The 18,404-nt window shown below is 73.1% G+C and carries 17 protein-coding genes; 9 read left to right on the top strand and 8 right to left on the bottom strand.

The window, feature by feature from the left end:
• Nucleotides 1-13: 13 nt before the first annotated feature.
• The 3 genes from ACYVKX_RS15705 to ACYVKX_RS15695 all read left to right on the top strand — a co-directional run bounded on the left by ACYVKX_RS15705 (nt 14) and on the right by ACYVKX_RS15695 (nt 2,509).
• Entirely contained in the window at nt 14-700 is a 687-nt protein-coding gene (locus ACYVKX_RS15705) for a LamB/YcsF family protein (protein WP_460834230.1), read from the top strand.
• Nucleotides 701-1,055: 355 nt separating this feature from the next.
• Nucleotides 1,056-1,646, top strand: coding sequence for a 5-oxoprolinase subunit B family protein (locus tag ACYVKX_RS15700; protein WP_460834225.1), 591 nt, complete (start codon nt 1,056-1,058; stop codon nt 1,644-1,646).
• On the top strand, nt 1,643-2,509 hold the full coding sequence (locus ACYVKX_RS15695) for a 5-oxoprolinase subunit C family protein (protein WP_460834221.1): 867 nt from the start codon (nt 1,643-1,645) through the stop codon (nt 2,507-2,509). The genes ACYVKX_RS15700 and ACYVKX_RS15695 overlap by 4 nt, the downstream gene beginning before the upstream one ends.
• Here ACYVKX_RS15695 and ACYVKX_RS15690 read toward each other — a convergent pair.
• Entirely contained in the window at nt 2,466-3,791 is a 1,326-nt protein-coding gene (locus ACYVKX_RS15690; protein ID WP_460834219.1) for a DNA polymerase IV, read from the bottom strand. The two genes, ACYVKX_RS15695 and ACYVKX_RS15690, sit on opposite strands and share 44 nt — an antisense overlap.
• A 126-nt stretch (nt 3,792-3,917) precedes the next feature.
• Here ACYVKX_RS15690 and ACYVKX_RS15685 point away from each other — a divergent pair, with 126 nt between their 5' ends.
• Both ACYVKX_RS15685 and ACYVKX_RS15680 read left to right on the top strand, forming a co-directional pair.
• The gene (locus tag ACYVKX_RS15685) at nt 3,918-4,832 is read left to right on the top strand and encodes a DUF4192 domain-containing protein (RefSeq protein WP_460834216.1); all 915 of its coding nucleotides are present in this window, start codon (nt 3,918-3,920) and stop codon (nt 4,830-4,832) included.
• 51 nt (nt 4,833-4,883) lie between these two features.
• Nucleotides 4,884-6,350, top strand: a complete 1,467-nt coding sequence (locus ACYVKX_RS15680) for a glutamate--cysteine ligase (protein ID WP_460834213.1) — start codon at nt 4,884-4,886, stop codon at nt 6,348-6,350.
• Nucleotides 6,351-6,512: 162 nt separating this feature from the next.
• Here ACYVKX_RS15680 and ACYVKX_RS15675 read toward each other — a convergent pair whose 3' ends face one another.
• Nucleotides 6,513-6,977, bottom strand: a complete 465-nt coding sequence (locus ACYVKX_RS15675) for a hypothetical protein (protein WP_460834211.1) — start codon at nt 6,975-6,977, stop codon at nt 6,513-6,515.
• A 126-nt stretch (nt 6,978-7,103) separates the two neighbouring features.
• Between ACYVKX_RS15675 and ACYVKX_RS15670 the strand changes: the two genes are divergently transcribed.
• From ACYVKX_RS15670 to ACYVKX_RS15660, 3 genes are all read left to right on the top strand, one after another.
• Nucleotides 7,104-7,505, top strand: coding sequence for a universal stress protein (locus ACYVKX_RS15670; RefSeq protein WP_460834209.1), 402 nt, complete (start codon nt 7,104-7,106; stop codon nt 7,503-7,505).
• A gap of 2 nt (nt 7,506-7,507) precedes the next feature.
• The gene (locus ACYVKX_RS15665) at nt 7,508-8,074 is read left to right on the top strand and encodes an HhH-GPD-type base excision DNA repair protein (protein WP_460834206.1); all 567 of its coding nucleotides are present in this window, start codon (nt 7,508-7,510) and stop codon (nt 8,072-8,074) included.
• A 127-nt stretch (nt 8,075-8,201) separates the two neighbouring features.
• The gene (locus tag ACYVKX_RS15660; protein WP_460834203.1) at nt 8,202-9,647 is read left to right on the top strand and encodes an RNA polymerase sigma factor; all 1,446 of its coding nucleotides are present in this window, start codon (nt 8,202-8,204) and stop codon (nt 9,645-9,647) included.
• A gap of 9 nt (nt 9,648-9,656) precedes the next feature.
• Here ACYVKX_RS15660 and ACYVKX_RS15655 read toward each other — a convergent pair whose 3' ends face one another.
• Entirely contained in the window at nt 9,657-10,133 is a 477-nt protein-coding gene (locus tag ACYVKX_RS15655; RefSeq protein ID WP_460834200.1) for a DUF456 domain-containing protein, read from the bottom strand.
• A 78-nt stretch (nt 10,134-10,211) separates the two neighbouring features.
• Nucleotides 10,212-10,445: a DUF7455 domain-containing protein gene (locus ACYVKX_RS15650; protein WP_460834197.1), complete on the bottom strand. Its 234-nt coding sequence runs from the start codon at nt 10,443-10,445 to the stop codon at nt 10,212-10,214.
• A 494-nt stretch (nt 10,446-10,939) separates the two neighbouring features.
• Here ACYVKX_RS15650 and ACYVKX_RS15645 point away from each other — a divergent pair, with 494 nt between their 5' ends.
• Nucleotides 10,940-12,928: a DNA gyrase/topoisomerase IV subunit B gene (locus ACYVKX_RS15645; RefSeq protein WP_460834368.1), complete on the top strand. Its 1,989-nt coding sequence runs from the start codon at nt 10,940-10,942 to the stop codon at nt 12,926-12,928.
• Between the two features lie 9 nt (nt 12,929-12,937).
• Here ACYVKX_RS15645 and ACYVKX_RS15640 read toward each other — a convergent pair whose 3' ends face one another.
• From ACYVKX_RS15640 to ACYVKX_RS15625, 4 genes are read right to left on the bottom strand one after another with little or no spacing between them, the layout of a single operon-like run.
• Nucleotides 12,938-13,432: a beta-class carbonic anhydrase gene (locus tag ACYVKX_RS15640; RefSeq protein ID WP_460834194.1), complete on the bottom strand. Its 495-nt coding sequence runs from the start codon at nt 13,430-13,432 to the stop codon at nt 12,938-12,940.
• A 22-nt stretch (nt 13,433-13,454) separates the two neighbouring features.
• Nucleotides 13,455-15,209 carry an MFS transporter gene (locus ACYVKX_RS15635; protein ID WP_460834191.1) on the bottom strand — a complete coding sequence of 585 codons (1,755 nt, stop codon included), beginning with the start codon at nt 15,207-15,209 and terminating at the stop codon, nt 13,455-13,457.
• The gene (locus ACYVKX_RS15630; RefSeq protein ID WP_460834188.1) at nt 15,206-15,916 is read right to left on the bottom strand and encodes an LppX_LprAFG lipoprotein; all 711 of its coding nucleotides are present in this window, start codon (nt 15,914-15,916) and stop codon (nt 15,206-15,208) included. The genes ACYVKX_RS15635 and ACYVKX_RS15630 overlap by 4 nt, the downstream gene beginning before the upstream one ends.
• A 4-nt stretch (nt 15,917-15,920) precedes the next feature.
• Nucleotides 15,921-18,401, bottom strand: a complete 2,481-nt coding sequence (locus ACYVKX_RS15625; protein WP_460834186.1) for a DNA gyrase/topoisomerase IV subunit A — start codon at nt 18,399-18,401, stop codon at nt 15,921-15,923.
• Between the last annotated feature and the right edge of the window lie 3 nt (nt 18,402-18,404).

Below are 18,404 nucleotides of genomic sequence, written 5' to 3'. Positions count from 1 at the left end.
TAGCGTCGTGCCCATGGCGCGCATCGACCTGAACGCCGACCTCGGCGAGGAGGTCACCGACGACGCGGCGCTGCTCGCGGTCGTGACCAGCGCGAACGTCGCCTGCGGCTACCACGCGGGCACGCCCGCGATCATGCGCGCGGTGTGCGCCGAGGCCGCCGAGCGCGGGGTCGCGGTGGGGGCGCAGGTGTCCTACGCCGACCGGGAGGGCTTCGGCCGCGTGGCCCGCGACGTCCCCTTCGAGGTGCTCCGCGAGCAGGTCGCCGACCAGGTCGGGATCCTCGCGACGCTCGCGCGCGAGGCCGGTACGACGGTCCGGTACCTCAAGCCGCACGGCGCGCTCTACCACCGGGTCCTCGACGACGAGGAGCAGGCCGCGGCGGTCCTCGCGGGATCCGGCGGCCTGCCCCTGCTCGGCCTGCCCGGCGTGCTGCTGACCCGGGCGCGGGAGGCCGGCCGGGGCGTGTTCCGCGAGGGGTTCCCGGACCGCGGGTACACCGTGGACGGCCGGCTGGTGCCGCGCTCGCAGCCGGGCGCCCTGGTCGAGACCGAGGACGCGATCGTCGCCCAGGCGCTCGCGCTGGCCGGGACCGTCGACTCGCTCTGCCTGCACGGCGACTCGCCGGGCGCGGTCGAGCACGCGACCGCCGTACGCCGGGCACTGGAGGACGCGGGGCTGGAGCTCCGCCCGTTCGGCTGAGTCCACAGGTCTGGACCGGTCCCTGTGCACTGTGCACTCGTGTGGTGGATGAGGGCGCACCTGCTGTGGACAAGACTGTGGGTTCCCGGGAGGCCCTTGCGGGGTGTGACCCGCGCCACGTAGAACTCTGCCTACCGAGACCGCCGCAAGGCGGGATCGGGGATCGGACAGGAGCGAGGATCCGCTCCGCGAGGCAACTCGCGGCGTCGGCCCGGTGACGGGGACGGCGGGGTCGGAGCGAGGGTCGGATCGACCGGGCGTCACCGTTTCCGGTCAGAGCCGAAGGCCCCCTGGTGCTCATACCACCGGGGGGCCTTCACCCATTTCCGCCGCGGCAGCCGCCAGACTGGCGCCCATGGAGCTCCGCCCGGTCGGCTCGCGCGCGGCCCTCGCCGAGGTCGGCGACGCCGCGACCGCGCTCGCGCTGGCCACCTGGGCCCGCGGCCGGGTCGCCGCCGAGGAGATCGTGCCGGCCGCCGAGACGGTGCTCTTCGACGGCGTCACCGACCTGTCGGCCGTGTCGGCGACCCTTGCGGATTGGTCACCAACCGCAACATCGCCGGCGGGCGACCTGGTCGAGATCCCGGTCGCCTACGACGGCCCGGACCTCGCCTTCGTCGCGTCCGCGTGGGGCACCGACGTCGACGGCGTGGTGCGGCGGCACACGGAGATCGAGTACGTCGCCGAGTTCTGTGGGTTCGCGCCCGGATTCTCCTACCTGGCCGGGCTGCCCGACGACCGCGCCGTACCCCGGCTGGAGTCGCCGCGGCCCCGGGTGCGGGCCGGGTCGGTCGGCCTCGCGGGGACCTGGTGCGGTGTCTACCCGACGCCGTCGCCGGGCGGCTGGCGGCTGCTCGGCCGCACCGACGCGGTGCTGTGGGACCAGGACCGGGAGCGGCCGGCGCTGCTGGCGCCCGGCACGCGCGTGCGGTTCGTGGCGCGATGATCACGATCGTCGAGACCGGTCCACTCGTCACCGTCCAGGACCGCGGCCGGACCGGGCTCGCGCACCTCGGCGTGCCGCGGGCGGGCGCGCTCGACCCGCCCGCGGCGGCGCTCGCGAACCGGCTCGTCGGCAACGACGCGGCCACCGCTGTGCTGGAGGTGCTGCTCGGCGGGCTGACGATCCGGAGCGACACCGGGTGCTGGGTCGCGGTGACCGGCGCCCCGGCGCCGGTCACCGTCGACGGGACCCCGCGCGGCCACGCGCGGCCCGAGTGGCTGCCGGCCGGCGCGGTCCTGCGCCTGGGCACCCCCGTGGCCGGGGTGCGCTCCTACGTCGCCGTCGCCGGCGGGATCGACGTGCCGCCGGTGCTCGGCTCGCGCTCGACCGACACGCTCGCGTGGGTCGGCCCGCCGCGGGTCGAGGCCGGGACGACGCTGCCGGTCGGCCCGCCGGGGGAGCCGCGGCCGGTCGACACTCCGCGCACGCCGCGGCCCGGAGACCTGCGGCTGGTGCCCGGCCCCCGTGACGACTGGTTCGCCGCCGACGCGCTCGACGTGCTCTGCGCCGCGGCCTGGGCGGTTGACGCCGACTCCAACCGGGTCGGGCTCCGCCTGGAGGGGCCGGCCCTCCGGCGTACCCGGGACACAGAGCTGGCCTCGGAGGGCATGGTCCTCGGCGCGGTGCAGGTGCCGCCGAACGGGCAGCCGGTGGTGCTCCTCGCCGACCACCCGCCGACCGGCGGCTACCCGGTGATCGGCGTCGTGGAGGCCGACGACCTCTGGCAGTGCGCGCAGCTGCGGCCGGGGGACGCCGTGCGGTTCAGCCTGCGTCCTCGGCCGGCTCCGGCGGCCGCCACGCGCTGAGGTCGGGGTCGTCCTCCCGGAAGGACCGCACCGGCCCGGCGGGGGACTCGGCCGTCTCGAAGCGCACGGTCACCACGCCGCGGCCGGCGCCCCACACCCAGCCGCGGCCGTGCCCGGTGTGCTCGACGTCCATCCCGGGCGCCCAGGTGCGGCGGGAGTGGTGCGGGACCTCGACCTCGGGCAGCGGCTCGGACTCCTCGTCCTCGGTGGCGTCGCCGAAGAGGTCCTCCTGCACCCAGTCGGCGAGGCCGGAGACGCCGACGCCGAGCAGGCGCACGCCACCGGAGGTGTCGAGATCGGCGAGCAGCGCCCGTGCGAGCCGGGCGATGACGGCGGCGCTGTCGGTGGGGGAGCCGAGCGTGGTCGAGCGGCTCAGCGTGGTGAAGTCGTGCAGCCGCACCTTGATCGAGATCGTGCGGCCGGACAGGCCGTGCTTGGCCAGCCGGCCGGCGACGTCGTTCGCCTGGCGGGTCAGCAGGCTCTCCATCAGCAACCGGTCGGTGAGGTCGGTGTCGTAGGTACCCTCGGCGCTCACCGACTTCGCCTCGCGCTCCGGGACCACCGGGCGGTCGTCCTCGGCACGGGCGAGGTGGAAGAGCCAGGTGCCGTTGGCCCGGCCGAGCAGGCGCACCAGCTCCTCCTCACCGGCGGTCTCGAGCTCGGCCACCGTGTGGATCCCCACGCGGCGCAGCCGCTCGGCGGTGGCCGGACCGACGCTGGGGATGACCCGCACGTCCATGGGCCGCAGCAGGTCGCGCTCGGTGCCGGGCGGGACCACCACGAGGCCGTCGGGCTTGTCGAGGTCGCTGGCCACCTTGGCGACGAACTTCGAAGTGGCGAGGCCGACCGACGCGGTCAGCCCCCCGGTCACCTCGACCACCCGGGCGCGCAGCTGCTCGGCGTACGCCGTCACGGTCGCCACCTCCAGGTCGGGCAGGTCCGCGGCGGCCAGGTCCACGAACGCCTCGTCCAGCGACAGCGGCTCGACGAGTGGCGAGGCCGCCCGGAGCAGGTCCATGACCCGCTTGCTGGTCTCGCGGTAGGCGTGGAACCGGCCGGTCAGGAACGCCGCGTGCGGGCACCGCGCCCGCGCCTCCCGCGTCGACATGGCCGAGCGGACGCCGAACGCCCGCGCCTCGTACGACGCCGTCGCCACCACACCGCGGCCGCCGACCCCGCCGACGACGACCGGCTTCCCGCGCAGGGACGGCTTGTCGCGCTGCTCGACCGCCGCGAAGAACGCGTCCAGGTCCAGGTGGAGGACCGACGCAACCGCTCGCACGCGCGCACGGTACCTCCCGGCGCCGACGGCCCGCGGATCCTCCACAGGCGGACCTTCCCGCACGTCTCCCCACAGCCCGGTCCGGTCGCCGCCCCGGATGTCCGTCCGTCCGGGGACCGTCGTGGCATGACCGCACCCACCTCCCAGCCCCCGCTGACCTTCACCGCGCGCACCCCCGAGGACGTGCTGGCCGTCGTCCCCGTGGCCCTCGGGTTCGTGCCGACCGAGTCCGTCGCGATGCTGACCTTCGGCGCCGGCTACCCGTTCCACGCCCGGGTGGACCTGCCGCCCGGACCCTCGCAGCTGCCCGGCGTCGTCGACTGCCTGCTCGACCCGGTGCTGCGCCACCGGGTCCCGCAGGTGCTGTTCGTCGTCTACACCGGCGACGCCCGGCTGGCCCGCCGGGCGGCCCGGTGCCTGTCCGGCGAGTTCTCCCGGGCCGGGGTGGAGGTGCTCGACGTGCTGCGTGCCGACGGCGAGCGGTGGTGGCCCGCCGGGGACCGGGGACCCGGCGTGCCCTACGACCTGGCCGCGCACCCGTTCAGCGCCCGCGCCGTGCTCGACGGGCGGGTGCTGCACGGCTCCCGCGCCGAGCTGCGCGCGGAGGTCGCCCGCCAGCCCGACCGGGTCGCGGGCGTCGTGGCGGCGCTCGCCGGGCTCTCCGGGGACCCGCCCGACCCGGGGTGGATCACCGGCCTGGTCACCGCCGGCTCGCCACCCGGCGACGCCGAGGTGGCGGCGCTGCTGCGTGCGCTGCTCGACCCGCACCTGCGCGACGCGGCCTGGTGCGGGCTGAGCCGGCGGACGGCGCCTGCGCACGTCGCCTTCTGGACCGACGTCGTACGCCGCGCCCCCGACCCGCTCGTGCCCGCCCCGGCCGCCCTGCTGGCGCTCGCGGCGTGGCAGGCGGGACACGGTGCGCTGGCGTGGTGCGCGCTCGACCGCTGCCTCGAGGTCGACACCGGCCATCCGCTCGGACAGCTCGTCGCCCGGGTGCTCGCCGAAGCGGTGCCGCCCGCGGCCTGGGAGGAGGTCCGGTGAGCGCGGACCGGGGCCGTGCCCCGGCGCCCGCCCAGGCCCTACAGTCTCGCCATGGGCGAAGAGGTGGAAGCTCAGGAGTTCTCCCGCGCCGACCGCACGCGTCACCGCGAGAAGGTGCGGCGCAACCTCGACGTGTTCGCCCGGATGCTGCGCGAGGCCCGCTTCGACACCGACGACCCGATGACCGGGCTCGAGGTCGAGCTCAACCTGGTCGACGACCGCGGCGACCCGGCGCTGAAGAACGCCGAGGCGCTCGAGGCGATCGCCGACCCGGACTTCCAGACCGAGCTCGGCCAGTTCAACATCGAGATCAACGTCCCGCCGGCCAAGATCCGCGAGGGCGGGCTGACCACGTTCGAGGACGACCTGCGGCGCAGCCTCAACGACGCGGAGGAGAGGTCGGCCAGGGTTGGCGCCCACATGGTGATGATCGGCATCCTGCCGACGCTCGCCGAGGGGCACATGGGCCCGGACTCGCTCAGCGCGAACCCGCGCTACAAGCTGCTCAGCGAGCAGATCCTCAACGCCCGCGGCGAGGACATCACGATCTCGATCGACGGCGCCGAGCGCCTCCGCACGACCGCGGACTCCATCGTGCCCGAGGCAGCCTGCACCAGCACCCAGTTCCACGTGCAGACCTCGCCCGATCAGTTCGCCGAGTACTGGAACGCCTCCCAGGCGATCGCCGCGGTCCAGGTCGCGCTCGCCGCCAACGCGCCGTACCTCCTCGGCAAGGAGCTCTGGCGCGAGACCCGGATCCCGCTGTTCGAGCAGGCCACCGACACCCGCAGCGAGGAGCTCAAGGCGCAGGGCGTGCGGCCGCGGGTGTGGTTCGGGGAGCGGTGGATCACCTCGGTCTTCGACCTGTTCGAGGAGAACGTCCGGTTCTTCCCGGCGCTGCTGCCGGTCACCGACGACGAGGACCCGCTCGAGGTGCTCGAGCGCGGCGACACTCCGGCGCTGCCCGAGCTGCGGCTGCACAACGGCACGATCTACCGCTGGAACCGCCCGGTCTACGACATCGCCCACGGCATCCCGCACCTGCGCGTCGAGAACCGGCTGCTCGCCGCCGGGCCGACGGTGGCGGACACGATCGCGAACGCGGCGTTCTACTTCGGCCTCGTGCGGACCCTCGCCGAGAGCGAGCGACCGCTGTGGTCGCAGATGTCGTTCAGCGCCGCCGAGGAGAACTTCCACGTCGCCGCCCGGCAGGGGATCGACGCGCACGTCTACTGGCCCGGCGTCGGCCAGGTCCGCGCCACCGAGCTGGTCCTGCGCCGGCTGCTCCCGCTGGCCCACGAGGGCCTCACGGCGTGGGGCGCCTCGGGCGAGGAGGCCGACCGGCTGCTCGGCATCATCGAGCAGCGCTGCCTGACCGGCGTGAACGGCGCGGAGTGGTTCGTCCGCCGGATGCACGCGGCCCGGCGCGGGCAGCCCCGGCTCGACGCGCTGCGGGAGACGCTGCGCGACTACCGCGAGCGGATGCACACCAACGAGCCGGTCCACACCTGGGATTAGAGGTCCCGCCGGTAGGTGATCGCCTGCTGCGCGCCGCGATGGACGCACCCTGGCCGCGTTGCGGCCGCTCGACGATGGATCCACAGGGCCTTCGCGACCGCGCCTTGCCAGCGCAGGCCCCTCGCGACGCTCGCGACGGCGCCCCCTACCGGCGCAACCTCTTTAGCGGTTGCCGCCGGAGCGATCGCGCAGCCGCTTCCACTCCCGGCGCACCCCGCTGCGCGGGTCGAACCACCCGCGCTTGGTGACGACGACCATGGTGAGCCCGATGCCCGCCTCGCCCGCGGCGGTGCGCGCGGAGGACAGCCAGGCGGCGTCGACGTCCTGCAGGTCGAGCGGGCCGGCGCGCGTCAGCCAGACGAGGGGTACGGCGCCCGCGACCCGGCGCACGCGCTGCAGCATCGCCGCCAGCACGTCGGCGCGGATGGCGTGGTCGGACGGATCGCCGGGTCGCAGCGCGAACACCTCCTCGTGGCCGCCGGGGAAGCCGACGTGGAGCAGCGGCGGGTAGCCGCGCCGGCACTCCGCGCGGAGGTGGTCGAGGGTCGCGCGCCGCAGCACGGCGGCGAGTGCTCGGGGGAGGGGCTCCGAGACGCCCTCCGAGGTGGCCAGGGTGCGGACGGTCATGGCTCCAGCGTTCCCCGTCGGCCGGTTCGGGGTAGGAGTCCGTCCACAGGCTGCCGCCCGGCGCGCCGATCGGATAGCGTGCAGAGCGACCGCAGCACTCGTCCGAACTCGGATCTGGAGGCATCGATGGGGACCGTCGTGGTGGGCTACGTGCCCAAGCCGGAGGGGGAGGCCGCGCTCAACAAGGCCGTCGACGAGGCCAGGCTGCGCAACGCCAAGCTCGTCGTCGTGAACTCCCACCGCGGCGGCAGCGAGTTCGATGGCAACACCTCGACCCAGGCCGACCGCGACATGGACGCGGTGAGGCAGAAGCTCGAGGGAGCCGGCGTCGAGTTCGACGTGCGCCAGCTGGTCCGCGGGTTCGAGCCGGCCGAGGACCTGATCAGCATCGCCGAGGCCAACGAGGCCGAGCTCATCGTGATCGGCCTGCGCCGCCGTTCGCCGGTCGGCAAGCTGATCCTCGGCAGCAACGCCCAGCGCGTCCTGCTCGACGCCCACTGCCCCGTGCTGGCGGTCAAGGCCGACTGACGGTGGCCGTCCACATCACCGGCGACGCCGTCGCCGACCAGGTCCTCACCGACGACCCGTTCGCGCTGCTCGTCGGGATGATGCTCGACCAGCAGTACCCGATGGAGCACGCGTTCCGCGGCCCGGCGAAGGTCCTGGACCGGTTCGGCACTCTGGCGCCGGCGCGGATCGCCGCGGCCGACCCGGTCGAGTTCGCCGCGCTGTGCAGCACGACGCCGGCGATCCACCGGTTCCCGGGGTCGATGGCGACCCGCCTCCAGGAGCTGGCCCGCATGGTCGAGGAGAGGTACGACGGCCGCGCCGAGCGCCTGTGGACCGAGGCGACGACCGGCAGGGAGCTGCTCGCCCGGGTGATGGAGCTGCCCGGGTTCGGCAGGCAGAAGGCACAGATTTTCGTGGCGCTGCTGGCCAAGCAGCTCGGCGTACGGCCCGAAGGTTGGGCGGCAGCCGTGGGCGCCTACGCCGAGGAGGGCTACCGCTCGGTGGCCGACGTCGTGGACGAGGCGTCGCTGCAGAAGGTGCGCGACTACAAGAAGCAGCAGAAGACGGCAGCCCGGGCGAACGCCTAGACCGGTCTCCCGGATCGGGGCACCTGCCTGGATCTCAGGGTGCCCGTGCAAGAATGACTCTCGCGGCTCTTGACGACACCGGGATGGGCCGCGCCCTTGATCTGGTTCGACCGTCGTTTCACGAGAGGTGTTCGTGTCCTCGAACGCGCGCAAGTTGCTCCCTGCCGACGTGCTTTCGCACCCTGCCGTCGTGGCCCTCATCGAGCGAGGCACCCCCACGGGCAGCATCACCCCCGAGGAGGTCCGGCAGGCCGGCGCGGACGCGGCCGTGGAGCCACGGCATCTCAAGGCCCTGCTCGCCCATCTGAGCGCCCTGGGCATCTCGGTCCGGATCCCGGCGACCACCCGCGCCGTCGCCGCGACCTCCGCGCGGCAGACGACCACGGCCAGGACCGCCACCAAGAAGACGGCGGCCAAGAAGGCCACCGCGCCGGCCAGGAGGACACCGGCCCCGGCGAAGAGGGCCGCCGAGGCGACGCCCGCCGAGGCCGAGGTCGCGGTCGGCCCCGACGGCAAGAAGGTGCTGCCCGACCTGCCCGACGAGCAGTTCGAGAAGGACGTCGCCTCCGACCCCTCGATCGAGGAGGACGAGAAGGAGGCGTCGTTCGTCGTCTCCGCGGCCGACGACACCGACGAGCCCGAGCAGCAGGTCATGGTCGCCGGTGCGACCGCCGACCCGGTCAAGGACTACCTCAAGCAGATCGGCAAGGTCCCGCTGCTCAACGCGGAGATGGAGGTCGAGCTCGCCAAGCGGATCGAGGCCGGCCTGTTCTCGGAGGAGAAGCTCGGCAAGGGCGGCAAGACCTCCGCGAAGCTCCTCGAGGAGCTGGAGTGGATCGCCGAGGACGGCCGCCGCGCCAAGAACCACCTGCTCGAGGCCAACCTCCGCCTCGTCGTCTCGCTCGCCAAGCGCTACACCGGTCGCGGCATGCTGTTCCTGGACCTGATCCAGGAGGGCAACCTCGGCCTGATCCGGGCGGTCGAGAAGTTCGACTACACCAAGGGCTACAAGTTCTCGACGTACGCCACCTGGTGGATCCGGCAGGCGATCACCCGCGCCATGGCCGACCAGGCCCGCACCATCCGCATCCCGGTGCACATGGTCGAGGTCATCAACAAGCTGGCCCGCGTCCAGCGCCAGATGCTCCAGGACCTGGGCCGCGAGCCCACGCCGGAGGAGCTGGCCAAGGAGCTCGACATGACCCCCGAGAAGGTCATCGAGGTCCAGAAGTACGGCCGCGAGCCGATCTCGCTGCACACCCCGCTCGGCGAGGACGGCGACTCCGAGTTCGGCGACCTCATCGAGGACTCCGAGGCGATCGTTCCGGCCGACGCCGTGTCGTTCACGCTGCTCCAGGAGCAGCTGCACGCCGTCCTCGACACGCTCTCGGAGCGCGAGGCGGGCGTGGTGAGCATGCGGTTCGGCCTCACCGACGGCCAGCCGAAGACGCTCGACGAGATCGGCAAGGTGTACGGCGTCACCCGCGAGCGCATCCGCCAGATCGAGTCCAAGACCATGTCGAAGCTGCGGCACCCGTCGCGCTCGCAGGTCCTCCGCGACTACCTCGACTGACCTGTCCGCTCAGGTGAGGACGACTCCCGCGACCCACGTCCAGGTCGCCAGCAGCGCGAAGACCAGCTCGATGACGATGCTCCAGCCGACCGCCTTGAGCGAGTGGACCGTCGACGGCCACGCCCGGGGGGAGCCGACCCGGCGCAGCTCGGCGAGGTAGACGCCGGCCACGAAGCCGACGAACAGCCCGACGACCGGGATCACGAAGAAGCCGACCACGCCCAGGGCGACGCCGCTCCACTGGGTCGAGGCGGGGATGCCGGCCGCCTGGAGCCGGCGGCCGGGGACGAGGTACTTCACGACGGCGCCGACCACGACGAACGCGGTCGCGACCCCGAAGACCAGCCAGGCCGGCGTACCGCCCGTGACGATCGCCCAGACCAGGATGCCGCCGACCACGAGCACCGAGCCGGGGAGGATCGGCACCACGATGCCGACGATGCCGACCGCGATCACGACGGCGACGAGGACCTCGGTCAGGGACACGGAGGAACCCTACCGACGCCGGCCGGATGCACCGAGGCCCCGGACCGATGTCCGGGGCCTCGGCGGAAGCTGGGCCGGTCAGCGCTCGTCGGCGGGAGCGCTGGCCGGGGTGCTCGAGAGCTTGTGGGTCTCGTCGACGACGCTGGCGGCGATCTCCTTGAGCTTGTCCCCGTGCTCGCGGGCGTGGTGGGCGCAGAAGAGCAGCTCACCACCCGACTGGAGCTCCACGCGCAGGTAGGCCTGGGCTCCGCACCGGTCACAACGGTCCGCAGCGCTCAGCGCGGCGGTGCTGGGGGCAACTGCAGTGGTCACATCTGCCTCATTTCTTCTCGCCTCGGTGTCTGGCCCAACGTACTGGCGGGTGCCAAGATTCCCGGTCGTGCGTGGCGCCGGACACCTCATCCAATCACGTGCTCTCTTCCCTCTCGGACCGCTTTCCATGCAGTGGGCGGCCCGTGTGGGGAGAACGACGATCTCTCCTGAGTGTGACGCGGGTGCGGGTGCTCTCGCTGCGGAATCGGGGCTCCCGAGCGCCGATCGTGTCCACATCGTGACCACCGTGGTGGTGCTCGTGCTGCTGCGCTGGTGCTGCCGGACGGTGCCAGGTCGTGCTGTGGGAAGTGCTGCCCACGGTAGCCCCGGCCTCGCCAGGGCGAGCCTTCATCGGCGTCCGGCGTGTCGCAGGTAGATTCGGTCCGAGCCAGCCATCGGACTTCGCACAGCAGGAGCCCACGATCGACAACACGTACAACGCGGCACACCTCCTCGTCCTCGAGGGGCTGGAGGCGGTGCGCAAGCGTCCCGGGATGTACATCGGCTCGACCGACACCCGCGGCCTCATGCACTGCCTGTGGGAGATCATCGACAACGGCGTGGACGAGGCGCTCGCCGGCGCCGCCGGGTGCGTCGAGGTGACGCTGCACCCGGACGGCTCCGCCGAGGTGCACGACGACGGCCGCGGCATCCCGACCGACAAGGAGCCCAAGACCGGGCTCCCCGGCGTCGAGGTCGTGGCGACCAAGCTGCACGCCGGCGGCAAGTTCGGCGGCGGGTCGTACGTCGCCACCGGCGGCCTGCACGGCGTCGGCCTCTCGGTCGTGAACGCGCTGTCGGCCCGGATGGACATCGACGTCCGGCGCTCGCCGGCCGAGCAGGGCCTGTCCTTCCGCCACGGCACGCCGGGCGTGTTCGCGGGGGAGGGCCCGGCCGCGCCGTTCGAGCCGAGGTCCGGCCTGACCCGCAAGGGCGGCCGGGTCGCGAAGGGGAGGAGCGGCACCCGGATCCGGTTCTGGCCGGACCGGCGGATCTTCACCAAGGACGCCGAGTTCGGCTACGACGAGCTGATCGGCCGAGCCCGACAGACGTCGTTCATCGTGCCGGGCCTCGAGCTGGTGATCCGCGACCTGCGCGGCGAGACCCCGCGCGAGGAGAAGTTCCGCCACGACGGCGGCATCGCCGAGTTCGCCGAGTTCCTCGCCCCCGACGAGCCGGTGACCGACATCGTCCGGCTTCAGGGCGTCGAGACGTTCACCGAGACGGTGCCGCTGCTCGACGACAAGGGCCACATGACCCCGCAGGACGTCGAGCGCGAGCTCCAGGTCGACGTCGCCGTCCGCTGGGGCACCGGCTACGAGACCGTGCTGCGCTCGTTCGTGAACGTGATCGCGACGCCCAAGGGCGGCACCCATGTCGGCGGCTTCGAGAGCGCCGTCACCAAGACCTTCAACGACGCGATGCGCGCCACGAAGGTGCTCAAGGTCAACGACGACGACGTGGTCAAGGACGACGTGCTCGAGGGCCTGACCGCGGTCGTGACCGTGCGCCTGGCCGAGCCGCAGTTCGAGGGCCAGACCAAGGAGATCCTCGGCACGCCGGCCGTGCGCACCGTCGTACGCCGGGTGGTGTCGGCCGAGCTCAAGAGGTTCCTGACCTCCACCAAGCGGGCCGAGAAGGCCCAGGCGAAGCTGGTCATGGAGAAGGTCGCCGGCGCCGCCAAGACCCGCGTCGCCGCGCGCCAGCACAAGGAGACCCAGCGCCGGAAGAACGCGCTGGAGTCCTCGGCGCTGCCCTCGAAGCTGGCCGACTGCCGCGCGGTGGACAACGACAGGACCGAGCTGTTCATCGTCGAGGGCGACTCGGCGCTCGGCACCGCCAAGCTCGCCCGCAACTCCGAGTTCCAGGCGCTGCTGCCGATCCGCGGCAAGATCCTCAACGTCCAGAAGGCGTCCGTGGGCGACATGCTCAAGAACGCCGAGTGCGCCTCGATCATCCAGGTCGTGGGCGCCGGCTCCGGTCGGACCTTCGAGCTCGAGGCGCGCCGGTACGGCCGGATCATCTTCATGGCCGACGCCGACTCCGACGGCGCGCACATCCGCTGCCTGCTGGCGACGCTGTTCTTCAAGTACATGCCCGACCTGATCTCGGACGGCCGCGTCTACTCCGCCGTACCGCCGCTGCACCGCATCGAGATCTCCAACCCGAGGAAGGGCCAGGAGAAGTACGTCTACACCTACTCCGACGCCGAGCTGCAGCGCAGGCTGGCCGACCTGAAGAAGAAGAACGTGAAGTGGAAGGAGCCGGTCCAGCGCTACAAGGGCCTCGGCGAGATGGACGCCGACCAGCTGGCCGAGACGACCATGGACCCGCGTCACCGCACCCTGCGCCGGCTCACCGTCGACGACACCGAGAGCGCGACCGGGATCTTCGAGCTGCTGATGGGATCCGACGTCGCCCCGCGCAAGGAGTTCATCGTGCAGGGCGCCTACGAGGTCGACGTGGAGGCGCTCGACGCCTGACCCAACGGGTCAGAGGAGCTGCTCGAGCAGGCCGGTGTCGACGTCGTAGAGGAAGCCGCCGACCTGCACCGAGCCGGGGATGAGGGGGTGGGAGCGGACCTTCTGCACGTCCTCGCGCAGGGCGGCCTCCTGGTCGCCGACGACGTGGAACGGCTGCCAGGAGGCGTCCCGGCCGGCCGAGGCGGCGACCCGCTCGCGGAGCTCGGCCTCGGTGCTGCTGGCGACCGCGCAGCGGGTGTGGGGGACGACCAGGATCCGCTCGACGTTGAGCAGGTGGACGCCGAGCACCAGCGCCTCCAGCGCCTGGGGGGTCACCCGGCCGCCGGGGTTGCGGAAGATCTTGGCGTCGCCGGGCCTGAGGCCGAGCATGCCGAGCGGGTCGATCCGGGAGTCCATGCAGGTCACGATGGCGACGCCGGCATGGGCGACGCCGTCGAAGCCGGCGAGGTCGAAGGAGGCCGCGAACCCACGGTTGGCGGCGAGCAGGTCGTCGAAGCCGTCCACGGTCCGCGACGGTATCGGACGCTCACCGGCCCGCGCGCAGCAGGTCGCCGGCCGAGACGGCGCGGGTGGCGGCGCCGCGGAACAGCAGCAGGGCGAGTACGCCGGCCACGACCGCGCAGATCGCGGCACCGGTGAACACCGTCTGCTCCTGGGCGATCCCGGCGGTCTTGAGCAGGCGGGTGAACTCCGCGCACCGGGTCGAGTCGACGCAGACCTCGCGCGCGGGCGGCAGGTCGGCCTGCTCGGCGTAGTAGCGGCGCAGGCCGATGGTGGTGAGCGCCGAGATGCCGACCAGCATGCCGACCATCCGGGAGACCACCACGAACGCGCTGGCCAGGCCGTGCACGTCGTCGTCGGTGCTGGCCAGCACGGCGGCGTTCACCGGTGCGAGCGCGAGGCCGAACCCGAGGCCGCCGAGCAGCAGGGGAGCGGTCGCCAGCGGGCTCTCCAGGCTCTCCAGGTCCCACGTCGCCATCCAGAGGAAGCCGGCCGCGGCGCAGCCCATGCCGATCGCCGTGACGACGCCGGCGGGGAGGGTCCGGGTCAGCCAGCCGCCGACGACGGCGCCGACCGGCAGCGCGACCAGGAACCGCACGAGCACGAGCGCCGCCATCAGCTGCGAGCCCGGGTAGACCGTGGTCCGCGCGAACAGCGGGATGTCGATGAGCGCGGCGATGAGGGCGGCGCCGACGAAGAGGCTGACCAGCATCGCGCCCCAGGCGGGGGTACGCCGCAGCGCGCCGGCCGGCACCAGCGGCGCCTCGGCCCGGCGCAGGTGGAGCGCGAAGGCGACGGCCGCGATCGCGCCGCCGAGGAGGTACCAGAGCCCCTGGTCGGAGAAGACCTGGACCTTCGGGTCCGCGGTCGCGAACGCCAGGATCACCCCGGAGAGCGCGATCGCGAGCAGCAGCGCGCCCAGCAGGTCCGCCTCCCGCAGGGTGGCGATCCACGAGCGGACGTCGAGCAGTGGCCGCCGCGCGGTGCAGCAGCGGGCGACGAGCAGCACGAAGGCGGCGATCGCGGCGACTCCGAGCGGGGTCAGCCAGCGACCGTCGCCGGCGATCGGGACGAACAGCCGCCCCCACGTCAGGTCGCGCATCAGCTGCGACGGCTGGACGCAGACCAGGGCGCCGGCCACGAGCGCGACGAGGCCGAGCAGCAGGCCGATCCAGTCGACAGGGGGCCGGGCGTGGGCGGCGGGGGTCTCGACGGGCTCGACCACCGTGACGGCCCGGATGGCGGCGGCCAGGACCAGACCGACCGCCAGGTTGATCAGGAAGATCGCCCGCCAGTCGGCGACGGCGAGCACGAGCGCGCCGAAGAGCGGGCCGACCACGCTGCCGATCTCCTGGACGGCGGAGACGACGCCGAGCGGCACGCCACGACGCTCGGCGGGGTAGAGGTCGGCGACGAGTGCGAGCGTGGCCGGCACGAGCCCGCCGCCGCCGACGCCCTGGAGGAACCGCCCGGTGACCATCGAGGGCATGTCGTAGGCGAGCGTGGTAACCAGCGAGCCGACGGCGAACACCACGAGCGCGGCGACGAGCACCGGCACCCGGCCCCGGAGGTCGGCGATCCGGCCGATGAGCGGCAGCATGGCGACGTACCCGAGCAGGAAGCCGGAGACGATCGGCGCCGCCCGCTGGAGCTGGTCCACGGGGATGCCCGAGCCGGCCATCATGTCCGGCAGCGCCAGCACGACGACGTAGGTGTCCGCCGCCGCGAAGGCCACGGCGACTGCGGCGAGTCCGAGCAGCCATCGCGGCGAGCGCGTCATGGCGCGGTGATGTCCTGGTCGGTGCCGTAGTCCTCGAAGGTCACCGTGTAGCTCATCGGGTCGGAGTCCTTGTAGAACACGCCGGTGAGGCGGGCGGCGCGCAGTTGGTCGTCGTCGGTGATCGTGTAGACCACGTCGAAGTCGCCGGACGCGGTCGGGATGACGTTCTTCATCACCTCGCCGGAGACGGTGCCGGAGTACTCGGTGAGGACCTCGCTGTTGTCCTCGCCCCCGCGGACGCTCTCGCCCCGCTCGGGGCCGGAGGTCGCGGCGAGCAGCGAGGAGAAGCCGGCGTCGGGGTCCATCAGCTGCGCCGGGTCGGGGGCGCCGTAGTCGGCCGGGTCGATGTCCTGCCAGCCCGACGTCAGCGGGAGCTGCGCGTAGACCTTGCCGTCGACCGCGACCACCGGCACCTCGAAGGGCTGCCCGGACAGGTTGACCGTGACCGTGCCGTCGAACGCCGGCGCGCGGGTGCCGACGCCCTCGGCCTGCTCGACGCCGGTGACGCCGTCGGGGAGGTTGTCGGTGCTCAGCGTCAGGTTGACGCCGCTGGTCTCGTCGAGCGTGGCCTTGGCGGCGGCGAGCACGTCCTCCGGAGCCCGCTCGTCGGAGCCGCCGTCGTCGCCGCTGCACGCGGTCGCGGCGAGGAGCAGTACGCCGGCGGCCAGGGTCGTCTTCAGGGCTGAGAGCAGGCGGGAGGGGAGCACGGGGTCAGCCTTCCACACGCACCCGGGCCGCCACCGGCCCGGCGCAGGCCGCGATCGGCTGGCTCCCGGGAGTGCCGGAGCCGTCTCGCCGGCCCGTGGCCGGGGGCAGCTCCACGGGGGCGCCGCTGGCCGCGGCCGCCCGCGCCGGCGCCGTACCTGCCCAGGCGAGGACGAGCGCGTCCTCGCCCTTGAGGAACCGGTGGCAGCGGACGCCGCCGGTGGCGCGGCCCTTGGCGGGGTACTCCGCGAACGGCGTGACCTTGAGCGAGCCCGGCTCGGTGCCGGGCAGCGCGGTCGACGAGCCGGACGCGGTCACCACGACCGAGTCCTCGGGTGCGTCGGGGTCGATCGCGCCGAAGAAGACGACCCGCTCGCCGCCGGTGACGCGGACGCCGGCGACGCCGCCACCCGAGCGCCCCTGGGGGCGGACCGCGTCGGCACCGAAGTGCAGCAGTTGGGCGTCGGAGGTGATGAAGCACAGTGTCTCGGCGCCGGTGGCCAGCTCCACGGCGCCGACGACCTCGTCGCCGTCGTCGAGCCGGATCACCTCCCACTCGTCCCTGCCGAGCACCTCGGGGTTGACCCGCTTCACGACGCCCTGCCGGGTGCCGAGCGCGACGCCCGGGCCGTCGGTGGCGAGCGTGCAGAGCGCGAGCAGCCGCTCGCCGGGCTCCAGCGGCAGGATCTCGCTGACCGGCAGGCCGCCGGCGAGGTGCGGGTCGTTCGCGGTGTCGGGCAGCTGGGGCAGCTCGAGGACCCCGACCTTGACCAGCCGGCCACGGCTGGTGAGGCCGCCGACCTCGCCGCGCGCGGTCGCGCGGACCGCCGACACGACCACGTCGTGGCTGGCCCGCCCGCCCCCGGTGCCGGGCCGCTCGGCGCTCGCGGTGCGGGCCAGCAGGCCGGTCGAGGAGAGGTAGACGAGGCAGGGGTCGTCGGCGACCTCCAGCGGTACGGCGGCCGCGGTGACCGGTGCGCCGGCGGACTCCAGCAGCACCGTCCGCCGTGGGGTGCCGTAGGTCTTCGCGACCTCGGCGAGCTCGTCGGAGACGACCCGCCAGCGCAGCCCCTCGTCCTCGATGATCGCGTCGAGCTCCTCGATGGTGCGGCGCAGCTCGTCCTGCTCCTTCTCCAGCTCGATGCGCGAGAACTTGGTGAGCCGGCGCAGCGGCATGTCGAGGATGTAGTCGGCCTGGATCTCGGTCAGGTCGAAGACCGAGATCAGCCGCTCCCTGGCGGCCGCGGCGTTGTCGCTGGAGCGGATCAGCTGGATCACCTCGTCGATGTCGAGGATCGCGATCAGCAGGCCCTCGACCAGGTGCAGCCGGTCGGCGGCCTTCGTGCGGCGGAAGACCGAGCGCCGGCGGACCACCTCGAAGCGGTGGTCGAGGAAGACCTGGAGCATCTCCTTGAGCGAGAGCGTGCGGGGCTGGCCGTCGACCAGGGCGACGGCGTTGATGCCGAAGGTGTCCTCCATCGGGGTCTGCCGGTAGAGCTGTTCGAGCAGCGCCTCCGGCACGAAGCCGTTCTTGACCTCGACGACCAGGCGCAGCCCGTGCTCGCGGTCGGTGAGGTCCTTGATGTCCGAGATGCCCTGGAGCTTCTTGCCCTGCACGAGCGTCTTGATCCGCTCGATGACCTTCTCGGTGCCGACACCGTAGGGGAGCTCGGTGATGACGATGCCCTTGCGGCGGTTGGTGACGCTCTCCACGCGGGCGGTGGCGCGCATCCGGAACGTGCCGCGGCCGGTCTCGTAGGCGTCGCGGACGCCCTCCAGCCCGACGATCTTGCCGCCGGTGGGCAGGTCCGGCCCGGGGACGAACCGCATCAGGTCGTCGAGCGAGGCGTCCGGGTGGGTGATCAGGTGCCGCAGCGCCTGGACGACCTCGACCAGGTTGTGCGGGGCGCAGTTGGTGGCCATGCCGACCGCGATGCCCGTCGTACCGTTGACGACGAGGTGGGGGATCGCCGCGGGGAGCACGCTCGGCTCGAGCTCCCGGGAGTCGTAGTTGGGGCGGAAGTCGACGGTGTCCTCGTCGATCGAGGCGGTCATCGCGACGGCCGGCGGCGCCATCCTGCACTCGGTGTAGCGCATCGCCGCCGGCGGGTCGTCGCCGCCGGGGGAGCCGAAGTTGCCGTGCCCGTCGACCATCGGCAGCCGCATCGCCCAGGGCTGCGCCAGGCGCACCAGGGCGTCGTAGATCGCGCCGTCGCCGTGCGGGTGCAGCCGGCCCATCACCTCGCCGACGACCCGGGCGCACTTGACGTGGCCGCGGTCGGGCCGGATCCCCATGTCGTTCAGCGTGTAGAGGATGCGCCGCTGGACCGGCTTGAGGCCGTCGCGGGCGTCCGGCAGCGCGCGGGAGTAGATGACCGAGTAGGCGTACTCGAGGAACGACGACTCCATCTCCTGCTTGATGTCGGTGTCGAGGATGTGCTCCTCGAAGTCGTCGGGAAGGTCGTTCTTCGTCGTCCGCCGTGCCATGCC

It is taken from the genome of Nocardioides hungaricus, assembly GCF_054782915.1.
This window is presented reverse-complemented; position numbering and strand designations above follow the sequence as displayed.

Excerpts from the sequence above, each read along its gene's own strand:
- ACYVKX_RS15705 (WP_460834230.1), top strand. The coding sequence starts at position 14 with ATGGCGCGCATCGACCTGAACGCCGACCTCGGCGAGGAGGTCACCGAC.
- ACYVKX_RS15700 (WP_460834225.1), top strand. The coding sequence starts at position 1,056 with ATGGAGCTCCGCCCGGTCGGCTCGCGCGCGGCCCTCGCCGAGGTCGGC.
- ACYVKX_RS15695 (WP_460834221.1), top strand. The coding sequence starts at position 1,643 with ATGATCACGATCGTCGAGACCGGTCCACTCGTCACCGTCCAGGACCGC.
- ACYVKX_RS15685 (WP_460834216.1), top strand. The coding sequence starts at position 3,918 with ATGACCGCACCCACCTCCCAGCCCCCGCTGACCTTCACCGCGCGCACC.
- ACYVKX_RS15680 (WP_460834213.1), top strand. The coding sequence starts at position 4,884 with ATGGGCGAAGAGGTGGAAGCTCAGGAGTTCTCCCGCGCCGACCGCACG.
- ACYVKX_RS15675 (WP_460834211.1), bottom strand. The coding sequence starts at position 6,977 with ATGACCGTCCGCACCCTGGCCACCTCGGAGGGCGTCTCGGAGCCCCTC.
- ACYVKX_RS15670 (WP_460834209.1), top strand. The coding sequence starts at position 7,104 with ATGGGGACCGTCGTGGTGGGCTACGTGCCCAAGCCGGAGGGGGAGGCC.
- ACYVKX_RS15645 (WP_460834368.1), top strand. The coding sequence starts at position 10,940 with ATGTACATCGGCTCGACCGACACCCGCGGCCTCATGCACTGCCTGTGG.
- ACYVKX_RS15635 (WP_460834191.1), bottom strand. The coding sequence starts at position 15,209 with ATGACGCGCTCGCCGCGATGGCTGCTCGGACTCGCCGCAGTCGCCGTG.
- ACYVKX_RS15625 (WP_460834186.1), bottom strand. The coding sequence starts at position 18,401 with ATGGCACGGCGGACGACGAAGAACGACCTTCCCGACGACTTCGAGGAG.